At 64.5% G+C, this 26,407-nt stretch carries 23 protein-coding genes; 2 read left to right on the forward strand and 21 right to left on the reverse strand.

Annotated elements, in window-relative coordinates; translation table 11 throughout:
• Window positions 1-87: 87 nt before the first annotated feature.
• The 18 genes from carB to rpsB form a co-directional block, all read right to left on the reverse strand.
• A complete protein-coding gene (carB, locus tag BN2503_RS03880) occupies window positions 88-3,333 on the reverse strand; it encodes a carbamoyl-phosphate synthase large subunit (protein ID WP_054255336.1) in 3,246 nt (1,081 codons plus the stop codon).
• Window positions 3,334-4,497 (reverse strand): glutamine-hydrolyzing carbamoyl-phosphate synthase small subunit, encoded by a 1,164-nt coding sequence (gene carA, locus BN2503_RS03885; RefSeq protein WP_054255373.1) that lies wholly within the window; start codon window positions 4,495-4,497, stop codon window positions 3,334-3,336.
• Window positions 4,498-4,722: 225 nt separating this feature from the next.
• Window positions 4,723-5,499, reverse strand: coding sequence for a TrmH family RNA methyltransferase (locus tag BN2503_RS03890; RefSeq protein ID WP_054255337.1), 777 nt, complete (start codon window positions 5,497-5,499; stop codon window positions 4,723-4,725).
• 1 nt (window position 5,500) lies between these two features.
• A complete protein-coding gene (gene rnhB, locus BN2503_RS03895; protein ID WP_054255338.1) occupies window positions 5,501-6,121 on the reverse strand; it encodes a ribonuclease HII in 621 nt (206 codons plus the stop codon).
• Window positions 6,093-7,256, reverse strand: a complete 1,164-nt coding sequence (lpxB, locus tag BN2503_RS03900) for a lipid-A-disaccharide synthase (protein ID WP_054255339.1) — start codon at window positions 7,254-7,256, stop codon at window positions 6,093-6,095. The genes rnhB and lpxB overlap by 29 nt, the downstream gene beginning before the upstream one ends.
• A 5-nt stretch (window positions 7,257-7,261) precedes the next feature.
• Entirely contained in the window at window positions 7,262-8,050 is a 789-nt protein-coding gene (gene lpxA / locus BN2503_RS03905) for an acyl-ACP--UDP-N-acetylglucosamine O-acyltransferase (protein WP_054255340.1), read from the reverse strand.
• Window positions 8,051-8,075: 25 nt separating this feature from the next.
• Window positions 8,076-8,516, reverse strand: a complete 441-nt coding sequence (gene fabZ / locus BN2503_RS03910; RefSeq protein WP_054255341.1) for a 3-hydroxyacyl-ACP dehydratase FabZ — start codon at window positions 8,514-8,516, stop codon at window positions 8,076-8,078.
• Window positions 8,517-8,532: 16 nt separating this feature from the next.
• Entirely contained in the window at window positions 8,533-9,513 is a 981-nt protein-coding gene (lpxD, locus tag BN2503_RS03915; RefSeq protein WP_054255342.1) for a UDP-3-O-(3-hydroxymyristoyl)glucosamine N-acyltransferase, read from the reverse strand.
• A 22-nt stretch (window positions 9,514-9,535) separates the two neighbouring features.
• Entirely contained in the window at window positions 9,536-10,057 is a 522-nt protein-coding gene (locus BN2503_RS03920; RefSeq protein ID WP_054255343.1) for an OmpH/Skp family outer membrane protein, read from the reverse strand.
• On the reverse strand, window positions 10,057-12,354 hold the full coding sequence (bamA, locus tag BN2503_RS03925) for an outer membrane protein assembly factor BamA (protein WP_054255344.1): 2,298 nt from the start codon (window positions 12,352-12,354) through the stop codon (window positions 10,057-10,059). Before bamA ends, BN2503_RS03920 begins: the two co-directional genes overlap by 1 nt.
• A 43-nt stretch (window positions 12,355-12,397) precedes the next feature.
• Entirely contained in the window at window positions 12,398-13,765 is a 1,368-nt protein-coding gene (rseP, locus tag BN2503_RS03930; protein WP_054255345.1) for an RIP metalloprotease RseP, read from the reverse strand.
• Between the two features lie 13 nt (window positions 13,766-13,778).
• Window positions 13,779-14,957 carry a 1-deoxy-D-xylulose-5-phosphate reductoisomerase gene (gene ispC, locus BN2503_RS03935; protein ID WP_054255346.1) on the reverse strand — a complete coding sequence of 393 codons (1,179 nt, stop codon included), beginning with the start codon at window positions 14,955-14,957 and terminating at the stop codon, window positions 13,779-13,781.
• Window positions 14,954-15,808 carry a phosphatidate cytidylyltransferase gene (locus BN2503_RS03940; RefSeq protein WP_054255347.1) on the reverse strand — a complete coding sequence of 285 codons (855 nt, stop codon included), beginning with the start codon at window positions 15,806-15,808 and terminating at the stop codon, window positions 14,954-14,956. Before BN2503_RS03940 ends, ispC begins: the two co-directional genes overlap by 4 nt.
• Window positions 15,809-15,830: 22 nt before the next feature.
• Window positions 15,831-16,550 (reverse strand): polyprenyl diphosphate synthase, encoded by a 720-nt coding sequence (uppS, locus tag BN2503_RS03945; protein WP_054255348.1) that lies wholly within the window; start codon window positions 16,548-16,550, stop codon window positions 15,831-15,833.
• 32 nt (window positions 16,551-16,582) lie between these two features.
• Window positions 16,583-17,143: a ribosome recycling factor gene (gene frr / locus BN2503_RS03950; protein WP_054255374.1), complete on the reverse strand. Its 561-nt coding sequence runs from the start codon at window positions 17,141-17,143 to the stop codon at window positions 16,583-16,585.
• A 34-nt stretch (window positions 17,144-17,177) separates the two neighbouring features.
• Window positions 17,178-17,900 carry a UMP kinase gene (gene pyrH / locus BN2503_RS03955; protein WP_054255349.1) on the reverse strand — a complete coding sequence of 241 codons (723 nt, stop codon included), beginning with the start codon at window positions 17,898-17,900 and terminating at the stop codon, window positions 17,178-17,180.
• 71 nt (window positions 17,901-17,971) lie between these two features.
• Complete coding sequence (tsf, locus tag BN2503_RS03960; protein WP_054255350.1) at window positions 17,972-18,901, reverse strand: translation elongation factor Ts; 930 nt, start codon at window positions 18,899-18,901, stop codon at window positions 17,972-17,974.
• 101 nt (window positions 18,902-19,002) lie between these two features.
• A complete protein-coding gene (gene rpsB / locus BN2503_RS03965) occupies window positions 19,003-19,755 on the reverse strand; it encodes a 30S ribosomal protein S2 (RefSeq protein ID WP_054255351.1) in 753 nt (250 codons plus the stop codon).
• 375 nt (window positions 19,756-20,130) lie between these two features.
• Here rpsB and BN2503_RS03970 point away from each other — a divergent pair, with 375 nt between their 5' ends.
• Both BN2503_RS03970 and BN2503_RS03975 read left to right on the forward strand, forming a co-directional pair.
• On the forward strand, window positions 20,131-21,381 hold the full coding sequence (locus BN2503_RS03970) for an FAD-dependent oxidoreductase (protein WP_054255352.1): 1,251 nt from the start codon (window positions 20,131-20,133) through the stop codon (window positions 21,379-21,381).
• Window positions 21,382-21,404: 23 nt separating this feature from the next.
• On the forward strand, window positions 21,405-22,922 hold the full coding sequence (locus BN2503_RS03975; RefSeq protein ID WP_054255375.1) for an NAD(P)H-hydrate dehydratase: 1,518 nt from the start codon (window positions 21,405-21,407) through the stop codon (window positions 22,920-22,922).
• A gap of 142 nt (window positions 22,923-23,064) precedes the next feature.
• Here the strand turns inward: BN2503_RS03975 and phaR are convergent, their stop codons facing one another.
• The 3 genes from phaR to ppk1 form a co-directional block, all read right to left on the reverse strand.
• Window positions 23,065-23,598: a polyhydroxyalkanoate synthesis repressor PhaR gene (gene phaR, locus BN2503_RS03980; protein ID WP_054255353.1), complete on the reverse strand. Its 534-nt coding sequence runs from the start codon at window positions 23,596-23,598 to the stop codon at window positions 23,065-23,067.
• A 131-nt stretch (window positions 23,599-23,729) separates the two neighbouring features.
• Window positions 23,730-24,194, reverse strand: a complete 465-nt coding sequence (locus tag BN2503_RS03985) for a SixA phosphatase family protein (RefSeq protein ID WP_054255354.1) — start codon at window positions 24,192-24,194, stop codon at window positions 23,730-23,732.
• Window positions 24,191-26,338, reverse strand: coding sequence for a polyphosphate kinase 1 (ppk1, locus tag BN2503_RS03990; RefSeq protein WP_054255376.1), 2,148 nt, complete (start codon window positions 26,336-26,338; stop codon window positions 24,191-24,193). Before ppk1 ends, BN2503_RS03985 begins: the two co-directional genes overlap by 4 nt.
• Window positions 26,339-26,407 lie beyond the last annotated feature (69 nt).

Below are 26,407 nucleotides of genomic sequence, written 5' to 3' on the forward strand. Positions count from 1 at the left end.
AGCGGCCCGAAAAAAAAGGGAAACCGCCGCGCGTTGCCGCGCGGCGGTTTCAGTTCAGCGGCAATTATGCCCGATTAGCCCAAGGGCTCAGGCCTGTAGCTGGGCGTGCATTTCTTGCACAGAAATCACGTTCAACTGCCCCATGGCCTTCATGCCATCAACGGCAGCCTCGGCCCCGAAGATGGTGGTGAAGGTCGTCACGCGTGCCAGCAACGCATTGGTACGAATCGCGCGCGAATCAGCAATGGCATTGCGACGCTCTTCCACCGTGTTGATGACCATGGCAATTTCATTGCTCTTCATCATGTCCACGATGTTCGGGCGGCCTTCCGTCACCTTATTGACCACCGTGACTGGCACGCCCGCTGCGGCAATGGCCGCAGCCGTGCCGCGCGTCGCCAGGAGCTCGAAGCCCATCGCTACGAGCTCGCGCGCAATGGCCACCGCGCGCGGCTTGTCAGCATTCTTCACCGTAAGGAACACCTTGCCCGAGGTGGGCAGTCGCGTCCCGGCGCCGAGCTGGCTCTTGACGAAGGCCTCGCCGAAAGTCTTGCCCACACCCATGACTTCGCCGGTGGATTTCATCTCAGGGCCGAGGATGGTGTCCACGCCCGGGAACTTGACGAAGGGGAACACGGCCTCTTTCACGCTGAAGTACGGCGGCGTCACTTCCTTGGTAATGCCCTGTGCAGCCAGCGTCTGACCGGCCATGCAGCGCGCAGCCACCTTGGCAAGCTGGATGCCTGTGGCCTTGCTCACAAAAGGCACGGTGCGCGAAGCACGCGGGTTCACCTCCAGCACGTAGATGACGTCGCCGCCCTCGGTTTCCTGGATGGCGAACTGCACGTTCATCAGGCCCACCACGCTCAGGCCCTCGGCCATGGCAGCGGTCTGGCGTTTGATCTCGGCCACGGTCTCAGGTTTGAGGTAGTACGGCGGCAGGGAGCAAGCCGAGTCGCCCGAGTGCACGCCAGCCTGCTCGATGTGCTCCATCACGCCGCCGATGAAGACCGCGCCGGTGGCGTCGCGCACGCAGTCCACGTCACACTCGATGGCGTTCGACAAGAAATGATCTAGCAGCACGGGCGAGTCGTTGCTGACCTTGACGGCCTCGCGCATGTAGCGCTCCAGGTCGCGCTGCTCGTGCACGATTTCCATGGCGCGGCCACCCAGCACGTAGCTGGGCCGCACCACCAGTGGGTAGCCCAGTGCAGCCGCCTTTTCCAAGGCCTCGGCCTCGGTGCGCGCAGTGGCATTGGGCGGCTGGCGCAGGCCCAGCGAGTGCAGCAGTTGCTGGAAGCGCTCACGGTCCTCGGCGGCATCGATCATGTCAGGCGTGGTGCCGATGATGGGCACGCCTTCCTTTTCCAGGCCCAGCGCAAGCTTGAGTGGCGTCTGGCCACCGTACTGCACGATCACGCCCTCGGGCTTTTCCTTGTCCACGATTTCCAGCACGTCTTCGAGCGTGAGCGGCTCGAAGTACAGGCGGTCCGAGGTGTCGTAGTCGGTCGACACGGTCTCAGGGTTGCAGTTGACCATGATGGTCTCGTAGCCATCCTCGCGCATCGCCAGCGCAGCATGCACGCAGCAGTAGTCGAACTCGATGCCCTGGCCAATGCGGTTCGGGCCGCCACCGAGCACCATGATCTTCTTCTTGCTGGTTGGCGCCGCTTCGCATTCCTCGTCGTACGTGGAATACATGTAAGCGGTGTTGGTGGGGAACTCGGCGGCGCAGGTGTCTACCCGCTTGTAGACCGGGCGCACGTTCAAGGCGCGGCGCGCCTCGCGCACGGCCTTGTCGCTGGTCTTGAGCAGCTTGGCCAGGCGGCGGTCGGAGAAGCCCTTCTGCTTGAGCGTGCGCAGCGTGGCGGCATCGAGTGCGGCCAGCGCTTGCGCGCCCTTCTCGGCCACCAGCTTGTCCAAGTCGAGTTCAATCTTCACGATCTCCTCGATCTGCACAAGGAACCAGCGGTCGATCTTGGTCAGCTCAAACACTTCATCCACCGACAAGCCCATGGCGAAGGCATCGCCCACGTACCAAATGCGCTCGGGGCCGGGCTCACCCAGCTCCTTTTCCAGCACTTCGCGGTCCTGGGTCTTCTCGTTCAGACCATCCACACCCACTTCCAGACCGCGCAGTGCCTTCTGGAACGACTCCTGGAAAGTGCGGCCCATGGCCATGACCTCGCCCACGCTCTTCATCTGCGTGGTCAGGCGGTCGTCGGCAGCGGGGAATTTCTCGAACGCGAAGCGCGGGATCTTGGTCACCACGTAGTCAATCGAGGGCTCGAACGACGCGGGCGTCGCGCCGCCAGTGATGTCGTTCTTCAGTTCGTCCAGCGTGTAGCCCACGGCCAGCTTGGCCGCCACCTTGGCGATGGGGAAGCCCGTGGCCTTGGAGGCCAGTGCCGAGGAACGCGACACGCGCGGATTCATCTCGATGACGATCATGCGGCCGTCCTTCGGGTTCACCGAGAACTGCACGTTGGAGCCACCTGTGTCCACACCGATCTCGCGCAGCACCGCCAGGCTGGCGTTGCGCATGATCTGGTATTCCTTGTCGGTCAGCGTCTGCGCCGGTGCCACGGTGATCGAGTCGCCGGTGTGCACACCCATGGGGTCGAGGTTTTCGATGGAGCAGACGATGATGCAGTTGTCCTTCTTGTCCCGGACAACCTCCATCTCGTACTCCTTCCAGCCGAGCAGCGACTCTTCGATCAGCAACTCGTTGGTGGGCGAAGCCTCCAGGCCGCGCTTGCAGATGGTTTCGAACTCTTCCGGGTTGTAGGCAATGCCGCCCCCCGTGCCGCCGAGCGTGAAGCTGGGACGGATGACGGTGGGAAAGCCCACGTTCTTCTGCACAGCCCATGCCTCTTCCATGGAGTGCGCGATACCCGAGCGCGCCGAGCCCAGGCCGATGCGGGTCATCGCATCCTTGAACTTCAGGCGATCCTCGGCCTTGTCGATGGCCTCGGGCGTGGCGCCAATCAGCTCAACCTTGTACTTGTGCAAAACCCCGTTGCGCCACAGATCAAGCGCGCAGTTCAGCGCGGTCTGCCCGCCCATGGTGGGCAGGATGGCGTCGGGGCGTTCCTTGGCGATGATCTTCTCGACCGTCTGCCAGGTGATGGGCTCGATGTAGGTGACGTCGGCCGTGGCCGGGTCGGTCATGATCGTCGCGGGGTTGCTGTTGATCAGGATGACCTTGTAGCCCTCCTCGCGCAGCGCCTTGCAGGCCTGGACGCCCGAGTAATCAAACTCGCACGCCTGGCCGATGATGATCGGGCCGGCGCCAATGATGAGGATGCTCTTAATGTCGGTGCGCTTGGGCATTTACTTCTTCTCCATCAGCGCGGTGAAGCGGTCAAACAGGTAGGCGATGTCATGGGGCCCGGGCGAAGCCTCGGGGTGGCCCTGGAAGCAGAACGCAGGCTTCTCTCTGAATTCCAGGCCCTGCAGGGTGCCGTCGAACAGGCTGACGTGCGTAGCACGCAGATGGGCAGGCAGCGAATCCAGCGCCACGGCGAAGCCGTGGTTCTGGCTGGTGATGCTGACGCGCCCCGTGTCCAGGTCCTTCACGGGATGGTTGCCGCCGTGGTGGCTGTTGGCCATCTTGAAAGTGCTGGCACCGGCCGCAAGCGCCATGATCTGGTGCCCCAGGCAGATACCGAAGGTCGGCACGCCGCTGTCCAAAATTTGCTGCACTGCCGTAATGGCGTAACCACAGGCCGCCGGGTCACCTGGGCCGTTGGACAGGAAAATGCCGTCGGGATTCATGGCCAGCACCTCGGCAGCCGGCGTCTGGGCCGGCACCACGGTGAGTGCACAACCGCGGCTGGCCAGCATGCGCAGGATGTTGTGCTTGACGCCGAAGTCATACGCCACCACCTTGAAACGCGGAGCGGTCTGCTGGCCATAGCCCTGGCCGAGTTGCCACTCGGTCTGGTCCCAGGTGTAGGGCTGCTTGGTGGAAACCACCTTGGCCAGATCCAGCCCATTCATGTCGGGCGCGGCCTTGGCGGCAGCCACAGCCGCAGCGATGCGCTCGGGTGTGACAGCCTCGCCCGCAGCCAAGCCGACGATGGCGCCATTCTGCGCGCCCTTGTCGCGCAGCAGGCGCGTCAGGCGGCGCGTGTCAATGTTGGCGATGGCCACGGTGTTCTCGCGCACCAGGTACTGCGAGAGGGTTTCGGTCTGGCGGAAGTTGCTCGCCAGCAGAGGCAGGTTCTTGATGATCAGGCCCGCGGCATGGATCTTCTCGGCCTCGACATCCTCGGGATTGACGCCGTAGTTGCCAATGTGCGGATACGTGAGCGTCACGATCTGCTGGCAGTAGCTGGGGTCGGTGAGGATTTCCTGGTAGCCGGTGATGGAAGTGTTGAACACCACTTCACCGACGGTGGTGCCGGTGGCACCGATCGAGTTACCGATAAAGACCGTGCCGTCTGCGAGCGCCAGGATGGCGGGTGGGAAAGCTCCCTGTAGAGACAAAAGCACTGGGTTCTCCGGATGGTTGCGGTCGCCCGGCGCCTGAAGGCCACTCGTGCGCGCGGCCATGCGCGCGCAGTACACAAGTGCCCGTGGCTGCTCTCAGATAGGTTGTTGCTTTGGGGTGCGATCGGGCGACGCTATTGCGAGAAAAGCCCCCGATTATACCAAGCGCCTCTTTCCCAAGCGCTGCTGCCAGGATAACCGCAGGCCCGCGCCAGGAAACGCCCCTCGTCAGCGTGCCGCACCACTCGCGTGCAGGCAAATAGCCGCGGCAGCCGCCACGTTGAGCGACTCTTCCCCCCCTGGCTGGGCAATGCGGATGCGCTGTGTCGCCTGCGCCTCCAGCGCCGGTGCCACCCCCTGGCCCTCATGGCCGAGCACCCAGGCGCACGGCCACGGCAGTGCGGCCCGGTGCAGGTAGTCACCCTGGTGCGAACTCGTAACCAACAAAGGCAACCCCAGCGCCTGCACCTGCGCCAGCCCGCCGCCCTCGACCAAGCGCAAGGCGAAATGTGCGCCCATACCGGCGCGCAGCACCTTTGGCGACCACAGCGCCGCACACCCTTTGAGGGCGAGCACCTGCACAAACCCGAACGCCGAGGCGCTGCGCAAGATTGAGCCGACGTTGCCCGCGTCCTGCAGGCGGTCCAGCACCACGGTGGCCAGGCCTGGCTGCAACGCAGGCGCGGCGGCGAGGTCCAGCACAAACCCCATGCCCTGCGGCGCGGGTGATTCCAACCCGCTGATTTCCGCCCAAAGTGCATCCGCCAGAACTATGTTTTTCATAGCTGCTTGCGCGTACTGCGATTGGGCTAGAGGCCAAAAAGACTCTGAAAAAACGGCCACCGCGGGGCGCTGGCCTCGCGCCAGCAGGGCCCGGCACAGGTGGTCGCCCTCCAACCAGACACGGCCCTGCTTGCGGTAGGCCGTGCTGTCCTGCGCCAGGCGGCGCAGATCCTTGACGAAAGCGTTGTCGCGGGAATGAACGAAAGTGGTGGTGGATGGCATGTCAGAGAAGCTGCGCGACGGGCGCGAAAGTACGCCGGTGCTCGGGGCACGCGCCATGGGCGCGCAGTGCCGCCATGTGGGCCGCCGTGCCATAGCCCTTGTGCCCAGCAAAGCCATATTGCGGGTAGCGCTCGTGCAGTTGCGCGCACCAGCGGTCACGATGCACCTTGGCCAGGATGGATGCCGCCGAGATGGCTTGCACGCGTGCATCGCCCTTGACGATGGCCTCTGCGGGCACATCCAGCACAGGCAGGCGGTTGCCATCGACCAGCACCATCACCGGCTTCAGGCGCAGCCCCTGGACTGCCCGGCGCATGGCCAGTAGTGTGGCCTGCAAAATGTTCAGGCGGTCGATTTCCTCGACACTGGCCTCGGCAATGCTGAAGCACAGCGCATGGGCGCGAATTTCGTCAAACAGGGCCTCGCGCCGCGCCGGGCTGAGCTTCTTGGAGTCGGCCAGCCCGGCGATCGGCCGCTGGTCGTCCAGGATCACCGCGGCTGCGACCACGGGCCCGGCCAACGGGCCACGCCCGGCTTCGTCCACGCCAGCGACCAGGCCAGGCGGATGCCAAGGCAGGGGCACTTGCAGCGGCTCAGGCGCCAAGGACTTTCTGGATCGCATCGGCAGCCAATCGGGGGGTATCGCGCAGCAATTCATGGTGCAGCGCCGTAAAGCGCTGCTCCAGGGCTGCCAGGGTGTCGGGTGCATCGGCACGGGCTCGCAGCCAGCGCAAGGTGGCGGCCGCCAGCGCCTCGGGCGTGGCGGCATCCTGAATCAGCTCTGGCACCACAAAGTCACCACACAGGATGTTGGGCAGCCCCACCCAGGGCTGCAGCTGCTTGCGCCGCATCAGGCGCCAGCTCCAGCCCTGCATGCGGTAGCCAATCACCATGGGGCGCTTGAACAGCGCCGCCTCCAGCGTGGCGGTGCCGCTGGCGATCAGCGTGGCATCGCAGGCGGCCAGCACGGTATGCGACTGGCCCGTGACGATCTGCAGCCGATGCGCCACGCCGCAGTCACGCGCCACCTCGGCAATGCGCTGCTGCAGCGCCGGCACAGCGGGGACTACTAATTTGATAGCTGGTAGCGCCTGCTGGATAAGCGCTGCAGCCTGAAAGAATGCCGGAGCAATGTACTGAACCTCCGCCGAACGGCTACCCGGCAGAACCGCCAACACGGTGTCGTCGGGCGCCAGGCCGAGCTGGGAGCGGGCGGCGGCGCGGTCTGGCACCAGGGGGATGACGCTGGCCAGCGGATGGCCCACGTAGCTGGCGGAAATGCCATGGCGCGCAAGCAATTCCGGCTCGAACGGGAAGATGCACAACACATGGTCGGCCGCGCGCCGTATTTTCTCCACACGGCCCGCACGCCAGGCCCAGATCGAGGGACAAACGAAATGCACGGTCTTGATGCCGGCAGCACGCAGGTCGGCCTCCAGGCCCAGGTTGAAATCGGGGGCATCGACACCGATGAACACGTCGGGCCGGTTCTTCAATAAATCTGCACGCAGCGTCTTGCGGATGCGCAGCAGCTCACGCAGGCGGCGCAATACCTCCATGCTGTAGCCGTGCACGGCCAGTCGGTCGCTGGGCCACTGGGCGTCAAAGCCACGGCGCACCATCTGTGGACCGCCAATGCCATGTGCCATCAACGCTGGCCAACGGGCCTGCATACCGTCGAGCAGCAGGCCTGCCAGCAAATCGCCAGAAGTCTCGCCCGCCACCATCGCGATGCGGGGCGCATGCCGTTCACTCATGGACTCTAGCGGGCTATGCCCTGGGCCGCTGCAGCCAGGAAGGTGTCCATCATCGCCACATCCTGCGCCGCGTCAGGCACCTGTGCAGCCAGCGCCTGGATGGCGCTGCGCGCCTGCTCCAGCGTTAACCCCTGGCGGTACAACAGCTTGTGCATCTCGCGGATGGCCGCAATGCGTTGCGCAGAGAAATCGCGGCGGCGCAGACCCACCAGGTTCACACCACGCACGGCCAGCGGGTTGCCGTCCACCACCATGAACGGAGGAACATCCTTGCCGATGTGGCTGGCAAAACCCACCATGGTATGCGCGCCAATGCGCATGCGCTGCAACACACCGGTAAGGCCGCCTACGGTGGCCCAATCGCCAACCTCGACGTGGCCCGCCAAGGTAGTGTTGTTGGCCATCGTGGTGTGATGCCCCACCACGCAGTCATGCGCGATGTGCACATAGGCCATGATCCAGTTGTCATCGCCGATGGTGGTCACGCCTTTGTCCTGCGCCGTGCCCGTATTGAAGGTACAGAACTCACGGATGGTGTTACGGTCACCAATGACGAGGCGCGTGTCCTCGCCCGCGTACTTCTTGTCCTGCGGCACCGCGCCGAGCGACGCAAACTGGAAAATACGATTGTCCCGGCCGATGGTGGTACGCCCCTCGATCACGCAATGCGCCCCCACTACAGTGCCCGCACCGATACGCACGTGCGGGCCAATGACGGCGTAAGGGCCAATGGTCACGCTCGGGTCGATCTCGGCCCCGGCATCGACAATGGCGGTCTGGTGGATGTTGCTCACGGTGCGGATGGCACTCGGCCCCAGGTCAGCCCACTTGGCGCATGGTGCACATCAGCTGCGCCTCACAAGCGACCTCATCGCCCACGCGGCCCACGCCGTTGAACTTCCAGATGCCGCCGCGCACGCGGTCGATGGTGATGTCCAGGATGAGCTGGTCGCCCGGCTCCACGGGACGCTTGAAACGCGCGCCGTCGATACCGACGAAGTAATAGATGTTGTTCTCATCGGGCACCTGGCCCATGGCGTCGAACGCCAACAGCCCTGCCGCCTGGGCCAGCGCTTCAAGAATCAGCACGCCGGGCATGACCGGGCGGCCGGGGAAATGGCCCATGAAATACGGCTCGTTGAACGTGACGTTCTTGATGGCCCGGATGCGCTGGTTGCGCTCAAGCTCAACCACCTTGTCCACCAGCAGGAAGGGGTAGCGGTGGGGCAGTTGCTTGAGGATTGCGTGAATATCCATCATCTGGTTTTCCGTTTTTCTATGTGGCTTTCAGTGCCTGTTCCAGTGCCTTGATGCGTTCGCGCAAGGCGTGCAATTGCTTGAGTGTGGCGGCGTTTTTTTCCCACTTGGCGTTTTCATCGGCGGGAAACATGCCGGTGTACAGGCCGGGCTGGCTGATCGAGCGCGTCACCGTCGTGGCGGCGGACACGTGCACATGGTCGGCCAGCGCCAGGTGGCCCAGCACGATACCGCCGCCGCCCACGGTGCAATGCGCGCCAATGCGCGCACTGCCCGCCACGCCCGCGCAGCCGGCCATGGCCGCATGGCGCCCGACATGCACGTTGTGGCCAATCTGCACCAGGTTGTCGAGCTTGACGCCGTCCTCGATGACCGTGTCGTCCAGCGCACCACGATCCACGCAGGTGTTGGCACCAAGCTCCACGTCGTCGCCGATGCGCACCGCGCCCAGCTGCTCGATCTTGACCCAGGCACCGTCCTCAGGCGCAAAACCAAAGCCGTCGGCACCGACCACCACGCCCGAATGCAGGATGCAGCGCGCACCCACCTGGCAGTCCTCGCCCACGGTGACGCGCGACTTGAGCCAGGTACCGGCTCCGATACGCGCCCCACGCTCGACCACACACAGCGGGCCGATGATGGCACTGGCATCGACCTGCGCGTCCGGATGCACCACGGCACTCGGGTGCACGCCTGGTACCGGCCCGCGGCCCTGCGCCTGGCGCCACAACTGGGTGGCACGCGCGAAGTAGGCATAAGGGTTGGCAGCAACGATGCAGGCGCCGCGCTGGCGGGCCTGCTCTCGCAACGCGGGTGCCACAATGACGCAGGCCGCCTGGGAGGCGGCCAGCTGCTGTTGGTAACGGGGGTTGCTGAGAAAGCTCAGATCGCCCGGGCCGGCGGATTCCAGGGGAGCGATGCGTGCAATACGTGTTTCGCGCGTCGCCCCCTCGAGTTCGCCACCAAGCGCATCGACGATCTGCCCTAACAGCAAACTCACACTCGATCCTGCGAACGTCGCATCACTTGGCGCCAGCGTTGAGCGCCTTGAGCACCTTGTCGGTGATGTCGTGCTTGGGATTGATGTAGACGGCTTCCTGCAGGATCACGTCGTACTTCTCCTGCTCGGCCACTTGCTTGACGACCTTGTTGGCGCGCTCCAGCACCTGGGCCAGCTCTTCATTCTTACGCGCGCTCAGGTCCTCCTGGAACTCGCGACGCTTGCGCTGAAACTCGCGGTCCTGATCGACGAGCTGGCGCTGACGCGTCTGGCGCTGACTCTCCGCCATGGTGGGCGCATCGCGTTCGAACTTTTCCGACGCAGACTTGAGGGTGTTGCCCATGTCTACGAGCTCCTTCTCACGCTTGGAGAATTCCTGCTCCAGCTTGGACTGCGCAGCCTTGGCAGCATTAGCTTCGCGGAACAGGCGGTCGGTATTGACGAAACCCGCCTTGAATTCTTCGGCATGCACGGCCAACGGAGCCGCCAGAGCCATGGAACCCAGCAACACGGCCAGGGAGAAATGACGAGAGAAGGTTTTCATTAGAAGGACGTTCCAATTTGGAATTGCAGTTTCTGGATTTTATCGCCTGCCTGCTTGCGCACAGGCTGCGCATAGGCGATACGCAGCGGCCCCAGCGGCGAAATCCAACTCAGGCCCAGGCCCGCGGAAGCGCGCATTTCACCAAAGCTGATTTTTTCATTGTCGCCAAAAACGTTGCCTGCATCGACAAAGCCGAAGACGCGTAGCGTGCGATCGTTACCCGCGCCGGGGAATGGTGCCACCAACTCGGCGTTGAGTGTGACCTTCTTCGGACCGCCCAGGGATGCGCCCGTGATGTCACGCGGGCCGAGCGTGCCCTGGTCAAAGCCACGCACTGAACCAAGGCCGCCTGAGTAGAAGTTCTTAAACACGGGGAATGGACGCCCGCCGATGCCTTTGCCCAAGCCCAACTCACCATTGAACGCCAGCGTGAATTTCTTGTTCAACGGCACATACTGCTGGTATTGGTAGTTAGCACGTACGTAGCGTGCATCCCCGGCGACAGACCACTCAGAATTCAGGCGCTGATAGCGGCCAGAGTTGGGCGCCAATGCACTGTCGCGGTCATCGCGCGACCAACCAATCGTGAGAGGTACACCATTGCTGCTGTAACCGTAGGCATCTGCATAGGCGAGGTAAGCCGCCGGAATATTGGTGCCGGCCTTGATGCGCGTGTGCTCCAACCCACCGCCAAAGAACACCGTATCCACCTCGCTAAAAGGCACGCCGAAGCGCACGCTGGTACCTGTGGTAACAATCTCGTAATTACCGCCCTGATCCTGGTAGGGCTTGTCGGTGCGGTAGTAAAGATCGAAGGTGCGCGAAATGCCGCTCTGGGTGAAGTACGGATCGGTGGTGGAGAACACCAGGGTACGGCGGTACTTGCTGGTGTTCACGTCCACGCCCAGGTAATTGCCCGAGCCGAACACGTTGTCTTGCTTGATGCTAAACGAGAGCGCGATCTTTTCGGCGCTGGAAAAGCCTGCACCAAGCTGCAGCGAACCTGTGGGCTTTTCCGCCACATTGATCACCAGATCCACTTGGTCAGGCGACCCTGGCACATCCTGCGTCTCCACGTTGACCTCGGTGAAATACCCAAGGCGGTCCACCCGGTCGCGCGATAGCTTGATCTTGTCGCCGTCGTACCAGGATGCCTCGTACTGACGGAACTCACGGCGGATCACTTCATCGCGCGTGCGGTTGTTGCCACTGACCTGGATGCGGCGCACATAGGCGCGGCGCGAGGGTTCGGCACGCAACACGATAGCCACGCGATTGGTTTCACGGTCGATCTCGGGCACTGCTTCGACACGCGCGAACGCGAAACCGAAGTTGCCGAAGTGCTCCGTGAAGGCCTTGGTCGTTTCCGTCACCTTGTCGGCGTTGTATGGCTCACCCGGCTGGATGCTGACGAGCGACTTGAACTCGTCATCACGGTCGAGGAAGTTGCCTTCGAGCTTGACACCAGAGACGACAAAACGCTCGCCCTCCGTCACGTTGATGGTGATGGCAATGTCCTGCTTGTCGGGCGAAATAGCCACCTGCGTGGAATCAATGCGGAACTCCAGGTAACCGCGCTGCAGGTAATACGAACGCAAGGTTTCCAAGTCAGCATTGAGCTTGGCGCGCGCATAGCGGTCGCTCTTGGTGTACCAGCTGAGCCAGCCACCAGTGTCCAGATCGAACAGGCCCTTGAGCGTGGATTCGCTGAAGGCCTTGTTGCCGGTGATGTGGATTTCCTTGATGCGCGCAGGCTCGCCCTCAGACACCGTGAAGGTCAGGTTAACGCGATTGCGCTCCACCGGGGTAACAGTAGTCACCACCTCGGCGCCGTACAGGCTCTTGTTGATGTACTGGCGCTTGAGCTCCTGCTCTGCACGGTCGGCCAGTGCCTTGTCGAACGGGCGCCCCTCGGCCAAGCCCACATCGCGCATCGCCTTCTGCAGTGCGTCCTTGTCGAATTCCTTGGTGCCGGCGAACTCCACGTTGGCAATCGTGGGCCGCTCTTCGACTACCACCACAAGCACGTTGCCATTGGCCTCTAAGCGCACGTCCTTGAACAAACCGAGCGCAAACAACGCACGGATGGCTGCGGAGCCTTTTTCGTCGCTGTACTCGTCGCCCACACGCAGGGGCAGCGAAGCGAAGATGGTGCCCGGCTCGACCCGCTGCAACCCCTCGACCCGGATATCCTGCACTTTGAAAGGCGCCAGGGCCCAGGCAGCCTGGGAAGCAAAAACCATGGCGGCGATGGCCGAAGCGGTGCGCACACCCCAGCGATTGATGTGTTTTGTCATGAGTGAAGCAGGTGTTGCCCGCGCGGGCCAGGCAGCAAAAAGATTAGCCAAAGAGCCGGGTGACATCATTGAACAGGGCGATAGACATCATCAGAATCAGGACCGCAACGCCCGCGCGTTGCAATCGCTCCATCCAGGCGTCGGACACAGCCCTGCCGGCCACGGCCTCCCAAAGATAATACAACAGGTGGCCGCCGTCCAAGACCGGCAGCGGCAACAGGTTGAGCACCCCCAGGCTGACGCTGATCAGCGCCAGAAAACCCAGGTAGTACGCCAGCCCCATGGCCGCCGATTTGCCGGCGTAGTCCGCAATCGTCAGGGGGCCGCTGAGGTTTTTGAGCGATGCCTCGCCAATTACCATACGCCCCATGGTACGCAGCGTGAGACTCGAAACCTCCCAGGTTCGCACCACGCCGCTCCAGAGCCCTTCAAGCAGACCGTAGCGCACGGTAACCATCTCGGGTGCGACGCCCACATAAGCACCAATGCGACCAATGGGCGCCTCGGAGGACTCCCGGTACAGCGCGGGCGTCACGTCCAGCGTCAACACCTGCCCACCGCGCTCGATACGCCAAGCCTGTGTGAGCGCTTTGCCATCGCGCACCGAAGCACGGATCAGCTCATGCAGTTGCGCGCCATCCGTCACATCCACGGCACCCACCTTCAACACCAGGTCACCAGCACGCAATCCGGCGCTCTCGGCGGCACCGCCTGCCATCACCTCGCCGAGGACCGGCCGCCGCCATGGCCCCTGAATGCCAATCTTGCGCAGCAACTGGGCATCGGCGTCCCCAGCCTCCAGCCGCGATGTCTCCAGCACAACCTCGCGCTGCACAGCGCCAGGACGCGCCTGCACGGCCAGGCGCACGTTGTCGCCTTCCAGCGCCGCACGCGCCAGCGTCCAGCGCAAATCCTCGAAGGAGCGCACGGGCTCAATGTCTTGTGCCCCAACACCAACCCCCAGAACCAGTTCCCCGCCACGCAAGCCTGCCTGCTGGGCGATGGAACCTGCGGCTGGGCTGGCAAGGTATGCCTTTGGCTCCTCGACGCCACTCCAATTGACCACGGCGTACAGCAACACCGCCAGCAGCAGGTTCGCCAACGGCCCGGCTGCAACAATCGCGGCGCGGGAACGCAACGGCTGGTTATTGAAAGCCAGATGGCGCTCGTTCTCATCCACAGGCGCCTCGCGCTCGTCGAGCATGCGCACATAGCCGCCCAGAGGAAATGCAGCAATGACGAACTCGGTGGGCGAACCCTGCCGCCGCCAGCGCAGCAAAGGCATGCCAAAGCCGATGGAAAAGCGCAGCACCTTGACACCGCAGGCAACCGCCACGCGGTAATGGCCGTACTCATGCACAGCGATCAAAATGGCCAGCGCCACGAAGAAAGCAACCACGGTCAGCAGCACGGCTCGTACCTCCTCACGCAGCCATACGTGCCACGGCGCTTTGCGCGACGCTACGGGCCTCGGCGTCTAGCGCCAGCAGGTCATGCAGGCTGGCCGTGTGCGTTGGTGTGAGGCGCTCGAGCGTCGCAAGGTTCACGCGGTGGATATGGTCGAAACGCAGGCGCCGCGAAAGAAATGCGTCCACCGCCACCTCGTTCGCCGCGTTGAGGACAGCCGTCGTCCCCTCCGCAGCACGCAAGGCTTGCCACGACAGGTGCAGCCCGGGAAAGCGCTGCGCATCAGCCTCTTCAAACGTCAGCGCGGCCAGCGTCGCAAAGTCAAGCAAAGCCGCGCCACTCTCGATGCGCTCGGGCCACGCCAGACCGCAGGCGATGGGAACGCGCATGTCTGGCGTACCCAACTGCGCCAGGATGGATGCATCCTTGAACTGCACCATGGAGTGAATGATCTGCTGCGGGTGGATCACCACCTTGATTTGCTCGGGCGCCATGTCGAACAACCAACGCGCCTCGATCACCTCCAGCGCCTTGTTCATCATGGTGGCGGAATCGACCGAGATCTTCCGCCCCATGGCGAAATTGGGGTGTGCACACGCCTGCTCGGGCGTGATTGCCGCGAGCGTGGCCGGGTCACGCTGCCGGAACGGACCACCAGACGCCGTCAGCAGAATGCTATCCACACGCTGCGCCCACGTGCCGCGATCCTCTGGCAAGCACTGAAAAATGGCGGAATGCTCACTGTCGATCGGCAGCAGCGTGCAACCGTGCGTGCGCACCGTGTGCATGAACAGCGCACCGCCCACCACCAACGCCTCCTTGTTGGCCAGGAGCAGGCGCTTGCCCGCACGCGCCGCCGCCAGGCAGGGGGCGAGGCCAGCGGCGCCCACAATGGCGCCCATGACGGCGTCGACATCCGGGTGCGACGCTATTACTTCAAGAGCATCTGGCGCTTGAAGCACCTGCGTTGGAAGGCTATTTGCCTGAATTTTTTCAGCCAGCACCCGCGCATGCTCGGCGCTTGCCATGACGGCATAGCGAGGCAGGAATTCGGCGCACTGGGCCAGCAAGGCATCGACCTGCGTGGCAGCGCTCAAAGCCAGCACCTGGAAACGGCCAGGATGGCGCCGCACCACATCCAAGGTACTGGTGCCAATCGAGCCCGTGGAGCCCAAAACCGTCAATCGTTGCGTCATCCGTATACCCAAGAGGAAAGCATCATGGCCAGCGGCAAGGTCGGCAGCAGCGCATCCACGCGGTCAAGCACGCCGCCATGTCCCGGCAACAGGCTGCTGCTGTCCTTAGCGCCGGCGCTGCGCTTGACCAGCGACTCCACCAAATCCCCCACCACGCTCATGGCTGCCATGAAAATAGCCCCCAGCAAAAGCAGCCACCACCCCTGCCGAGCCAGCCGTGTGTAGAAACTCGGCACTGCGGGCTGCAATGCTTGGTCCGCCCAAACCCATAGCAGTGCCAGCAGCAGCACCCCCGCCATTCCGCCCCATACGCCTTCCCAGCTCTTGCCAGGGCTGATCGAAGGTGCCAGCTTGTTGCGCGTAAAGCGCTGACCGAAGGCACGCCCGGCAAAGTAGGCGCCGATATCAGCCACCCATACCAGAGACAACACCGACAGCAAGAAGTTCACGCCCAACATCCGCGCCTGCACCACGGCCAGCCACGCCAGCCACAGGGCCAGCAGGCCGCCAACGACGCGCAAGGCCTTCGGAATCTGCGGCCACCCCACCACGCCAGCGCGCAACAATCCCGCGCCGCCAAGTACCCACAGCCCTCCCCCTGCGACCCAAGCCCAGGACATGGAGGACTGCAGTCCACCCGCGGCCCACGACAGACCGCACAGCCCGACACACAAAGCACCCAGGCCCAGGGCTGCGGCCTGGCCGAAGCCGTTGAGTCGCCCCCACTCCCAGGCACCAGCGGCCATCAGCGCCAGCACCACCAACGTGAATGGCCCGGGATCGGGGTAGAACAAGGTCGGCAACAGGATGGCCAGCAAGACCAGGGCGGTGATGACGCGCTGTAAGAGCATGGAGTGTGAACGGCCCCCCGCACTAGGCGGAACGCGCCGCCTGGATTTGTTCGGAGGTCTTGCCAAAGCGGCGCTCGCGCGCGCCGTAGGCGCTAATCGCTTCATCAAGCGCCGCTTCGTCGAAATCGGGCCATAGGCGGTCGCTGAAGTACAGCTCGGAATAGGCTGCCTGCCAGAGCAGGAAATTGCTGATGCGCATCTCGCCCCCCGTGCGTATCAGCAGGTCCGGATCCGCGACATGCGCCATGCCCATGGCGGCATGAAGGCTGGCTTCGGTGATCGGCTCGCCACGCTGGGCCAAAGCCGCCGCAGCCTGGGCGATGTCCCAGCGGCCACCATAGTTGAAGCAGACATTGAGCACCAGTGCCGTGTTGTGCGCGGTGGCATCCTCAGACTGCGCCAGACCGGCACGCACTTTGTCGGACAAGCCGGCGCGCTCGCCAACGAAATGCAGGCGCACGCCCTCTTTCGCCAGCTGTGGAACCTCGCGCGCCAACGCCATGGCCATTAATTCCATGAGGCCGGAGACTTCATCCTGCGGACGGTTCCAGTTTTCGGAGGAAAACGCAAATACGGTGAGCACGCGCACACCGCGCTCGCGGCACGCACGCACGCAGCGGCGCAACGATTCGACCCCCTGCTTGTGGCCCACGAGGCGCGGCAACAAGCGGCGCGAAGCCCAGCGGCCGTTGCCATCCATGACGATGGCAATGTGGTGCGGCACCACGGTAGAGTCAGCCATGACCGAGACAGCCCGCGGTGTTGTGCAGGCCGTCAAATTGCCATGATCTCTTGTTCCTTGGCCGCCACCAGCGCGTCAATCTCGGCGATACGCTTGTCGGTGGATTTCTGCACGTCGGCTTCGGCACGCTTCTGGTCGTCCTCGGAGGCGAGCTTGTCCTTGACCAGCTTTTTCACGGCATCGTTGGCGTCGCGGCGCAGGTTGCGCACGGCCACCTTGGCCCCTTCCGCCTCGTTGCGCGCGAGCTTGGTCATTTCCTTGCGGCGCTCTTCGCTCATCGGCGGCATGGGCACGCGGATCAGGTCGCCCAGCGAGGCCGGGTTCAAACCCAAATCGCTCTCACGGATGGCCTTTTCGATCTTCGCGCCCATGTTCTTTTCCCAGGGCTGCACACTGATCGTACGCGCATCCAGCAGCGATACGTTGGCTACCTGGGACAACGGCACCATCGAGCCGTAGTACTCGACATGGATGGTGTCGAGCAGCGCAGGATTGGCACGGCCGGTGCGAATCTTAGCCAGGTTGTTCTTGAACGCCAGGATGGACTGGTCCATCTTGGCTTCGGTATTCTTCTTGATATCGGCAATGGTCATGTTCTGTTCCTTCGTGAGCGCAAAGGCCAAGCGATCAAGCGTACACCAGCGTGCCTTCGTCCTCGCCCATCACCACGCGTTGCAGTGCGCCATGCTTGACGATGGAAAACACACGGATCGGCAACTTCTGGTCGCGGCACAACGCGAACGCCGTGGCGTCCATGATGCCCAGGTTGCGCGTGATGGCCTCGTCGAACGAGAGCTTGGAATAGCGCGTGGCCGAAGGATCCTTGTTGGGGTCGGCCGTGTAAACGCCATCCACCTTGGTGGCCTTCAGCACCACCTCGGCGCCGATCTCGGCACCACGCAATGCCGCAGCCGTGTCCGTGGTGAAGAAGGGATTACCGGTCCCCGCAGCGAACACAACCACCTTGCCCTCTTCGAGGTACTGCAGGGCCTTGGGACGCACGTAAGGCTCCACCACCTGGTCAATGGCGATGGCGGACATCACGCGCGCCGTCAGCCCCTGCTTGTCCATGGCATCGGCCAGGGCCAGGGCGTTCATCACCGTAGCCAGCATGCCCATGTAGTCGGCCGTGGCCCGGTCCATGCCGACGGCGCCACCTGCGACGCCGCGGAAAATATTCCCCCCACCGATCACCACCGCCACCTGTACGCCCAGGCGGGTCACACCGACCACCTCCTCGACCATACGTTCAATGGTGGCGCGGTTGATGCCAAAAGCATCGTCACCCATCAGGGCCTCGCCAGACAACTTGAGCAGAATGCGCTTGTGGGCTGGCGTGGCGTTGGACATGGGCGGACTCTCCAGAGGCAAAAACGGTGGCAAACGGATATGAGGTATTTCAGGCAGGAAGTAACTGCGGATTAAGCAGCCGCAGCCTTGGCGGCAGCCACTTGCGCAGCCACTTCGGCAGCGAAGTCGTCGGCCTTTTTCTCAATGCCTTCGCCCACCACGTACAGGGTGAAACCCTTCACGGTCGTGTTGGCGGCCTTGAGCATCTGCGCCACGGTTTGCTTGCCATCGGCAGCCTTCACGAACACCTGGTCGGCGAGCGAGACTTCCTTGAGGTACTTTTGCACGGCGCCGTCGATGCGCTTGGCCGTGATTTCGGCGCTTTGCGCGGGCTTGCCGGCAGCCACCAGTTCCTTGTTGGCTTCATCCGCCTTGCCTTCGGCCACCGAGCGCTCCTTGGCGATCAGTTCCGCAGGCACGTCAGCGCTGGTCAGAGCGACAGGCTTCATGGCAGCCACGTGCATGGCCACGTCCTTGGCGGCAGTGGCGTCACCGTCGAACTCCACGACCACGCCGATGCGCGAGCCGTGCAGGTAGGAAGCCAGGTTAGAGCCGTCGAAGCGCTTGAAGCGACGGAACGACATGTTTTCGCCGATCTTGCCGATCAGGCCCTTGCGCACGTCTTCCAGCGTGGGACCAAAGCTGTCCTGCTCATAGGGCAGTGCACCCAGGGCTTCCACCGTGGCGGGGTTGTGCAACGCCACCAGCTTGGCTGCGGCGTTGGCCATGGCGATAAAGCTGTCGTTCTTGGAAACGAAGTCGGTTTCGCTGTTGACTTCGACCAGGGCACCCGTGGTGCCGTCGATGTAGCTGGCGACCACGCCTTCAGCCGTCACGCGGGCGGCGGCTTTGCCAGCCTTGGTACCCAGCTTGACGCGCAGCAGCTCTTCAGCCTTGGCCATGTCGCCATCAGCCTCGGTCAGGGCTTTCTTGCACTCCATCATCGGGGCGTCGGTCTTGGCACGCAGCTCGGCGACCATGCTTGCGGTAATTGCAGCCATTGAAATCTCTCCGTATCAGTTCATTTCGTCACAACAGGATAAAAAAAGGGGGCTCACCATGGGCCCCGCTTTTTCTTGCGCCCGGTCGCGCAGCCGGGGAATCAGGCAGCGGATTCTTCCACTTCCACGAATTCGTCAGCGCCTTCGCCGGCCACAGCCTTGGCCACGTCGGCCACGGCGTTGGCACGGCCTTCAAGGATCGCATCAGCGATGCCACGGGCGTACAGCGCCACGGCCTTGGCCGAGTCGTCGTTACCAGGGATCACGTAGTCAATGCCCTCGGGGTTGTGGTTCGAGTCCACCACGCCGATCAGCGGGATGCCCAGCTTCTTGGCTTCGGACACAGCGATCTTGTGGTAGCCCACGTCGATCACGAAGATGGCGTCGGGCAGCGCGTTCATGTCCTGGATGCCGCCGATGTCTTTTTCGAGCTTCTCAAGTTCGCGCACGAACATCAGCTGCTCTTTCTTGCTCATGGAATCCAGACCAGCTTCTTGCTGGGCCTTCATGTCCTTCAGACGCTTGATCGAGGTCTTGACGGTCTTGAAGTTGGTCAGCATACCGCCGAGCCAGCGCTGGTCGACGTAAGGCACGCCTGCGCGCTGCGCCTGCTCAGCCACCAGCTCACGGGCTTGGCGCTTGGTGCCGACCATCAGAATGGTGCCGCGGTTGGCGGAAAGTTGCTTGGCAAACTTTTGCGCCTCCTGGAACATCGGCAGCGACTTTTCCAGGTTGATGATGTGAATCTTGTTGCGATGGCCGAAGATGAACGGGGCCATCTTGGGGTTCCAGAAGCGGGTTTGGTGGCCGAAGTGGACACCGGCTTCCAGCATTTCACGCATAGTGACGGTCATGGGAGTTGCTCCAAAGGTTGGGTCTGAAATCCAGCCCGCCATTTGCCGCCCCTCAAAAGAGGCCAACAACACCTTGGAAGGGCTGGTTTGCGATTAACTTTGCCGACAAGCCAAATGGCCCACCACCCCACCCCGAGCAACTCAAGACAAGACAGCTTCAGCAAAGCCTGAGGATTCTAGCATGGCCGGCCACTTTCAGCGGCAGCAACGGGCCACGGATTACTTTTGCCTTCACGGCTGCCCCAAAGCCGCGCCCCACGCGGGCACAATCCCCTTGTCATGCTGCACTGCACGATCCGCAGCTTAGAGAACTATCAAAACAATAGCTTCTAGCGCTTATCCCAAAAGCCCTGAAGGCCAAAAACACCCAAAATCATGAAGATCGCCATCGTGGGCGCCGGTATCGTTGGCGTCACCACTGCGTACGAACTCGCCCGCGACGGGCACGCTGTGACCGTCTTTGAGCGCCGTGCCAGCGCTGCTGAGGAGTCCAGCTTCGCCAACGCAGGGCTACTCGCCCCCGGGCTGCTGCGCCCCTGGGCCGCGCCCGGCGCCCTGGGCCCAGCACGCGCGCCACTGCTTGGCCGCCAGGCCCTGGTGCGCATTGCCAGCGGCGCCACGCGCGCCGATCTGGCCTGGCTCTGGCGCTGGCGCCGCAACGCCCTGCAGACCAGCAAAGGCGTGCTGCCGCCCGCCCTGGCTGCGCTGGAACAGCTGGCGCGCTACAGCCACCGCCGCTTGCACCAGACCCTGGAAACCCTGCAGCTCGACCCGGAAACCCGTCGCGGCGGCCTGGTGCTGCTGCGCAGCGAAGCCGAGCACGCCGCCCTGGCCCCAGTGCTGCAGCTGCTGCGTGACGCCGGCGTGGCGCTGCACGAACTTGATGCCGAAGCCGCACGCACCATCGAGCCCGGGCTGTGCCCGCAAACGCCCCTGGCCTGCGCCCTGCACCTGCCCGGTGGCGAACTGGGCAACTGCCGCCTGTTCGCACTGATGCTGCGCCAAGCCGCGCAAGCGCTGGGCGTGGAGTTCATGTTCGGCACCACGGTACGCCAGCTGCACACGGCCCCTGCCGGCGTGGAGCTGGCGGGCGACACCCGGCCGCAGCGGTTCGACGCCATCGTGCTGTGCGCCGGCGGCGCGTCCGCCGAGCTCCTGCGCCCCCTGGGTCTGCGGCTCCCGCTGGCGCAACTGCACGGCTACACGATGAGCACACCCCTGCGCGACGAGCTGCACGCGCCGCTGGCCAGCGTGGTCGATGCCAGCCAGCGCATCAGCATCACGCGGCTTGGCCAGCGCATACGCGTCGCTGGCGGGGCGGAGCTGGGGCACTGCGCCACGCACCACCAGCCCACGCTGGAGCGTATGTACCAGGTACTGACCGGCTGGTTCCCCGGCGGCGCCCAGCTTTCGGCTGGCGCACAGGTCTGGCGCGGCAGCCGCGCCATGCTGCCAGACGGCCTGCCGGTGCTGGGCCTGAGCGGCCAGCCCGGCCTGTGGCTCAACATCGGACACGGCGACAGTGGCTGGGCCCTGGCAAGCGGCTGCGCGCGCGTGCTGTCCGATCTCATGGCCCAGCGCACACCCGAGGTCGATCACGGCGCGTTGACCATGGGCCGCTGGTGACGCAACCGGCGCAAAATGCTGCCATGCATCCGGTTACGACGCGCCAGCGCCTTCCCTTGTTCGACCTGGCGGCCACACGCCGCATTGAGGCCACCGCCACGGCCGCCCTGCCGGCGCACACACTCATGCAGCGCGCGGGTGCAGCCATAGCACGCTTGGCCCGTGCACTCGCACCGCATGCACGGCACATCTGGATTGCCTGCGGCCCTGGCAACAACGGCGGGGATGGCCTGGAGGCCGCACTGCACCTGCACCAGGGCCTGCACCGCCATGGCGTGGCCGTGACCGTCACATGGCTCGGCCAACCCGGCCGCGCCCCCGCCGACGCGCAGCACTCATGGGAACGCGCGTGCGACGCAGGCGTCTCTTTTTCCAATACGCCCCCCACCCATCTGGACGCGCGCGACCTGTGCATCGACGCCTTGCTGGGAATCGGTCTGGCCCCAGAGGACACGCCGCGCCCGGCGGACGCCCGCCTGCACGCCTGCCTCGACGCGCTGCACGCCAGCCCCGCCACGGTGCTGTGCGTGGATCTGCCCTCCGGCCTGCAAACGGACACCGGCCAGTACGCTGGCACGTTGGCCCCGGCTGGACTGCCCGCCGCACCGCGCCACACCCTGAGCCTACTGACGCTCAAGCCCGCACTGTTCACTGGCGCGGGGCGGGATGCAGCAGGCACCGTATGGCACGACGACCTGGGCGTTGCGCCGGGCGATGAACCGCCCAGCGCCTGGCTCTGCGGCCAGCCCGCAGCCACTGCGCGCGCACATGCCAGCCACAAGGGCAGCTATGGCGATGTCGCCGTGGTCGGCGGCGAGGGGCTGGAACAGCGTGGCATGGGCATGCGTGGCGCGGCGCTGCTCGCCGGCAGCGCCGCGCTCCACGCCGGTGCGGGCCGGGTGCTGGTGGCCCTGCTTGATGCGGGGGCGCAGACTGTGGATGCCGCACAGCCCGAGCTGATGCTGCGCCGCTTCAACGCCCTCGACCTGCCCCGCCTTACCCTGGTGTGCGGCTGCGGTGGCGGCCTGGCGGTCGCACCGCTGCTGCCCCGCATACTGGCTGAAGCCCCGCGCCTGGTACTGGACGCCGACGCGCTCAACGCCATTGCCGCCGACCCGACCTTGCAGCAGCAACTGGCACACCGGGCCGCACGGGCGCAGCCCACGGTACTGACGCCACACCCCCTGGAAGCGGCACGCCTGCTCGGCATCTCCACCGCCCAGGTGCAGGCGCGGCGCCTGCAAGCGGCCCAGCAGCTGGCCGAGCGCTTCGGCTGCGTGACCGTACTCAAGGGATCGGGCAGCGTGGTCGCCGCACCGAGCCGCGCGCCGGCCATCAACCCCACGGGCAATGCACGCCTGGCCACGGCAGGTACTGGGGATGTGCTGGCGGGGCTGCTCGGTGCACGGCTGGCCGCAGGTGGTGATACCTTCGAGGCGGCCTGCGCCGCCTGCTGGCAGCACGGCCACGCCGCCGACGCCTGGCCTGCGCTGCAGGCCCTCACGGCCTCGCGGCTGGCACGCGCACTGTCCACGGGCTGATCTGGCGCCGGCCCAAGGGGCTCGCACTACCGCTTTGTGCGCGCTGCGCCCACTGCGCGCCCGTGCGGGATGCACTGGCGGCCAGACTTGCCCCCCTCCTGCATCCGCTGCGCGCGCCGCTAACGCCCGCGCGGCCACGCCCTCAGCGCTTGATACCGAAGGCGCCGAGCATCTGCTCTGTCTGCTTTTGCAACTGCTCCTGCATCTGCGTGAGCATGGCGCGCGACTGCTCGGCGTAGCCGCCGATGAGGCCCTGGCCGCCGAGGAACTGCTTCCACATCTCGGGCGTCATGCCCTGCGTCTGCTCGGCCAGGCGCGCCTGCACGTCCGTGAAGGTCTGGATATTCTTTTCCAGGTAACTGCCCATGAAGCCCTGCATGGCATGGCCATAGAAGCGGATGATGTTGGCCAGCACAGCCTCGGAGAACATGGGCGCACCGCCCGCTTCTTCCTCCAGGATGATCTGCAGCAGGATGCTGCGCGTCAGGTCGTCGCCCGTCTTGGCGTCGCGCACCACAATGGGCTGGCTGGCCATCACCAGTTGTTTGACTTCGGCCAGGGTGATGTAGGTGGAGGTGTCGGTGTCGTACAGGCGCCGGTTGGGATACTTCTTGATGACGCGCTGGGCAGGCTTGGCAGCCGCTTTTTTCTCTGGCACAGCAAACTCCTCGGGCATTTATTGCAGTGCAATAGATTCTAGGGACTGGCGGCCCGTAGCCCGGCCGCATTAACCCTGAGACGGCACCACCAAAAACCATAGCTGCTCGCGCTTGCCTGGCAAGGGCTGGCTGGCAAAAACACCCAAAACTACAAAAAATCGGGCGCCATGACCGCCATCAGCACAGTCTGGCTGACCTCCAGCCGCTGGCGCTGGCGCAACCACCACACGGACCCTTTGCGGATAGAGCATTCTCCTGCGCCCATCCCCAGCAGGTGCGCCGCCGTCAGCCCCAACAGCGGCTGGTGCCCCACCACCAGCACGGCACCACGCGCCCTGGGCCACTGGACCAGCTCCAGCAGTTCAGCGGGCGTCCCCTCGGGCAACAGCTCGGCACGCAGCTTGTATTTGCGCCCCAGCGCCTTGGCCGTCTGCTCGGCGCGCCGCGCAGGGCTGGAGAGCACGCGCAGGCCCTCGGGCAATTGCCGGTCAAGCCAGGCCGCCATACGCGCGGCCTGCTTCTCGCCGCGCGGGGTCAGCGCGCGCTCCAAGTCGTCCAGGCCGTCTTCGCCCTCATGGGCTTCAGCGTGGCGCCACAGGATCAGATCCATCATTGTGTCTTCCGTTTCTTGCGTGCCGCCGTGGCCTGCTGTTGGCCATAACGCGCCATGAGAGCCGCTTGCGCCCCCGCACCGGTGGTCGGGCGTGGCGCGCGCTCGTAGCGGCCATCGGACCGCTGGGTCCAGGCATCGCGGTCGTCGTACAGGTAGGCCACCAAGCATTCATCGATGATGCGCTGGCGCAAGCCGGGCTCGGTCACGGGCCAGGCCAACTCCACACGGCGCATCATGTTGCGGTTCATCCAGTCGGCGCTGGAGAGGTACAGCTCCTCCTGGTCGCCCGCGGCGAAATAGAACACCCGCGTGTGCTCCAGAAAGCGCCCGATGATGGAGCGCACCCGGATGTTGTCGGTCACACCGGGCAACTGCGCGGGCAGCATGCAGGCGCCGCGCACGATCAGGTCGATGCGCGCCCCCTGCTGGCCCGCCTTTACCAGGGCACGCATCAGCGCTTCGTCGGTGAGCGCATTCATTTTGGCGACGATGCGTCCGCCCTGCCCAGCCTGCGCCGCCAGCCCCACGCGCTCGATTTTTTCGATCATGCGCTTGTGCAGGTGGAACGGCGCCAACATGAGCTGGCGCAGCCGCGGCGGCCGGTTCTGGCTCGCCAGATGGTTGAACACACCGTCCATGTCGGCCGTGATGTCGGCATTGGCCGTGAGCATGCTCAGGTCGGTGTACAGGCGCGCCGTGCGCGGGTTGTAGTTGCCGGTGGAGAGATGGCCATAGCGGCGCAGCTGGCGGCCCTCGCGGCGCGTGACCAGCAGCATCTTGGCGTGCGTTTTCAGCCCCACCACGCCATAAACCACCTGCGCGCCGATCGATTCCAGCGCCTCGGCCCAATTGATGTTCGCTTCTTCGTCAAAGCGCGCCTTCAATTCGACCACCGCCATGACTTCCTTGCCGCGGCGCACCGCCTCGCGCAGCAGCTCCATCAGCTCCGAGTCGGAGCCTGTGCGGTAGATGGTCTGCTTGATGACCAGCACGTCGGGGTCGTGTACGGCCTCGCGCAGAAAGGCGAGCACGGCGTCGAAACGCTCGAAAGGCTGATGGATCAGCACGTCGCGCTCGCGCAGCTGCGCCAGGATGGGCACACCTTCCTGCAGCCCCACCGGCCACGCCCCGCGCCAGGGCGGGAAGAGCAGCGCCGGATCGTTCACCAGATCCACCAGCTGCGACAACCGCACCGGATTCACTGGCCCTTGCACGCGAAACAGCGCGCCCTCGGGCAGCCCAAACTGGGACTGCAAAAAATCAGCCAGAAAGCGCGAGCAGCTTGACGACACCTCCAGCCGCACGGCCTGGCCAAAGTGGCGCTGCTGCAGCCCCTGGCGCAGCGCCGTGCGCAGGTTGCGCACGTCTTCCTCATCCACCGCCAGGTCGGAGTGGCGCGTCACGCGGAACTGCGAGAACTCGGTGACCTCGCGCCCCGGAAACAAATCGGCCAGATGCGCGCGGATCACGCTGGAGAGCATCACGAACAGCGCCCCCTTGGGTGCCACACGCCCCGGCATGCGGATGACGCGCGGCAGCACGCGCGGCACACGCACGATGGCAATTTCGTTGTTGCGCCCAAACGCATCCGAACCCTTGAGACGGACGATGAAATTGAGCGACTTGTTGGCCACCAGCGGGAACGGATGGGCCGGATCCAGCCCGACCGGGATCAACAGCGGCCGCACCTCGCGCTGAAAGTACTCCTGTACCCAGCGGCGCTGCTCGGGCATGCGCTCGCCGTGCGAGACGATGCGAATGCCCTGCGCCGCAAGCGCCGGCACGAGCGCATCGTTGTACAGCGCGTACTGGCGCGCCACCAGATCCTGCGCCTTGGCCATGAGCGCCGCGAACGAGGCCACGGTGTAGGCCCCCTTGGTCTCGCCACTCTGCGCCGCCGTGATGTGCGGCGCGGCGCGCACCTCGAAGAATTCATCCAGGTTGGACGAGACAATGCACAGGTAGCGCAGGCGCTCAAGCAGCGGCACATCGCTGCGGCAAGCCCAGTCGAATACACGCTCGTTGAAAGCCAGGATGCTGTGGTCGCGGTCGAGAAGAGGCTGGGCAGAGGCCGGCAGTGCGGTTTCCGCAGCGGGCGCTGCACCGTCGGCAGGCGTGGTCGATGGAGGGGGAATGGACGGCATGAATGCGGCTTCGGGGAGCGACAGCACCAGTATCACCGCCATCAGTGACAGATTGATGACATGCAAATG

Origin of the sequence: Paenacidovorax caeni (assembly GCF_001298675.1) — a bacterium.
GTDB classification, from domain to species: Bacteria; Pseudomonadota; Gammaproteobacteria; order Burkholderiales; family Burkholderiaceae_C; genus Paenacidovorax; species Paenacidovorax caeni.

Coding starts and splice junctions, on each gene's coding strand:
- pyrH (WP_054255349.1), bottom strand. CDS start 17,900: ATGTCCAACGCCACGCCAGCCCACAAGCGCATTCTGCTCAAGTTGTCT.
- fabZ (WP_054255341.1), bottom strand. CDS start 8,516: ATGATGGATATTCACGCAATCCTCAAGCAACTGCCCCACCGCTACCCC.
- BN2503_RS03890 (WP_054255337.1), bottom strand. CDS start 5,499: ATGCCATCCACCACCACTTTCGTTCATTCCCGCGACAACGCTTTCGTC.
- BN2503_RS03920 (WP_054255343.1), bottom strand. CDS start 10,057: ATGAAAACCTTCTCTCGTCATTTCTCCCTGGCCGTGTTGCTGGGTTCC.
- lpxB (WP_054255339.1), bottom strand. CDS start 7,256: ATGAGTGAACGGCATGCGCCCCGCATCGCGATGGTGGCGGGCGAGACT.
- ispC (WP_054255346.1), bottom strand. CDS start 14,957: ATGACGCAACGATTGACGGTTTTGGGCTCCACGGGCTCGATTGGCACC.
- bamA (WP_054255344.1), bottom strand. CDS start 12,354: ATGACAAAACACATCAATCGCTGGGGTGTGCGCACCGCTTCGGCCATC.
- uppS (WP_054255348.1), bottom strand. CDS start 16,550: ATGGCTGACTCTACCGTGGTGCCGCACCACATTGCCATCGTCATGGAT.
- BN2503_RS03970 (WP_054255352.1), top strand. CDS start 20,131: ATGAAGATCGCCATCGTGGGCGCCGGTATCGTTGGCGTCACCACTGCG.
- ppk1 (WP_054255376.1), bottom strand. CDS start 26,338: ATGCCGTCCATTCCCCCTCCATCGACCACGCCTGCCGACGGTGCAGCG.
- tsf (WP_054255350.1), bottom strand. CDS start 18,901: ATGGCTGCAATTACCGCAAGCATGGTCGCCGAGCTGCGTGCCAAGACC.
- BN2503_RS03940 (WP_054255347.1), bottom strand. CDS start 15,808: ATGCTCTTACAGCGCGTCATCACCGCCCTGGTCTTGCTGGCCATCCTG.
- BN2503_RS03975 (WP_054255375.1), top strand. CDS start 21,405: ATGCATCCGGTTACGACGCGCCAGCGCCTTCCCTTGTTCGACCTGGCG.
- phaR (WP_054255353.1), bottom strand. CDS start 23,598: ATGCCCGAGGAGTTTGCTGTGCCAGAGAAAAAAGCGGCTGCCAAGCCT.
- rnhB (WP_054255338.1), bottom strand. CDS start 6,121: ATGCGATCCAGAAAGTCCTTGGCGCCTGAGCCGCTGCAAGTGCCCCTG.
- carB (WP_054255336.1), bottom strand. CDS start 3,333: ATGCCCAAGCGCACCGACATTAAGAGCATCCTCATCATTGGCGCCGGC.
- BN2503_RS03985 (WP_054255354.1), bottom strand. CDS start 24,194: ATGATGGATCTGATCCTGTGGCGCCACGCTGAAGCCCATGAGGGCGAA.
- frr (WP_054255374.1), bottom strand. CDS start 17,143: ATGACCATTGCCGATATCAAGAAGAATACCGAAGCCAAGATGGACCAG.
- rpsB (WP_054255351.1), bottom strand. CDS start 19,755: ATGACCGTCACTATGCGTGAAATGCTGGAAGCCGGTGTCCACTTCGGC.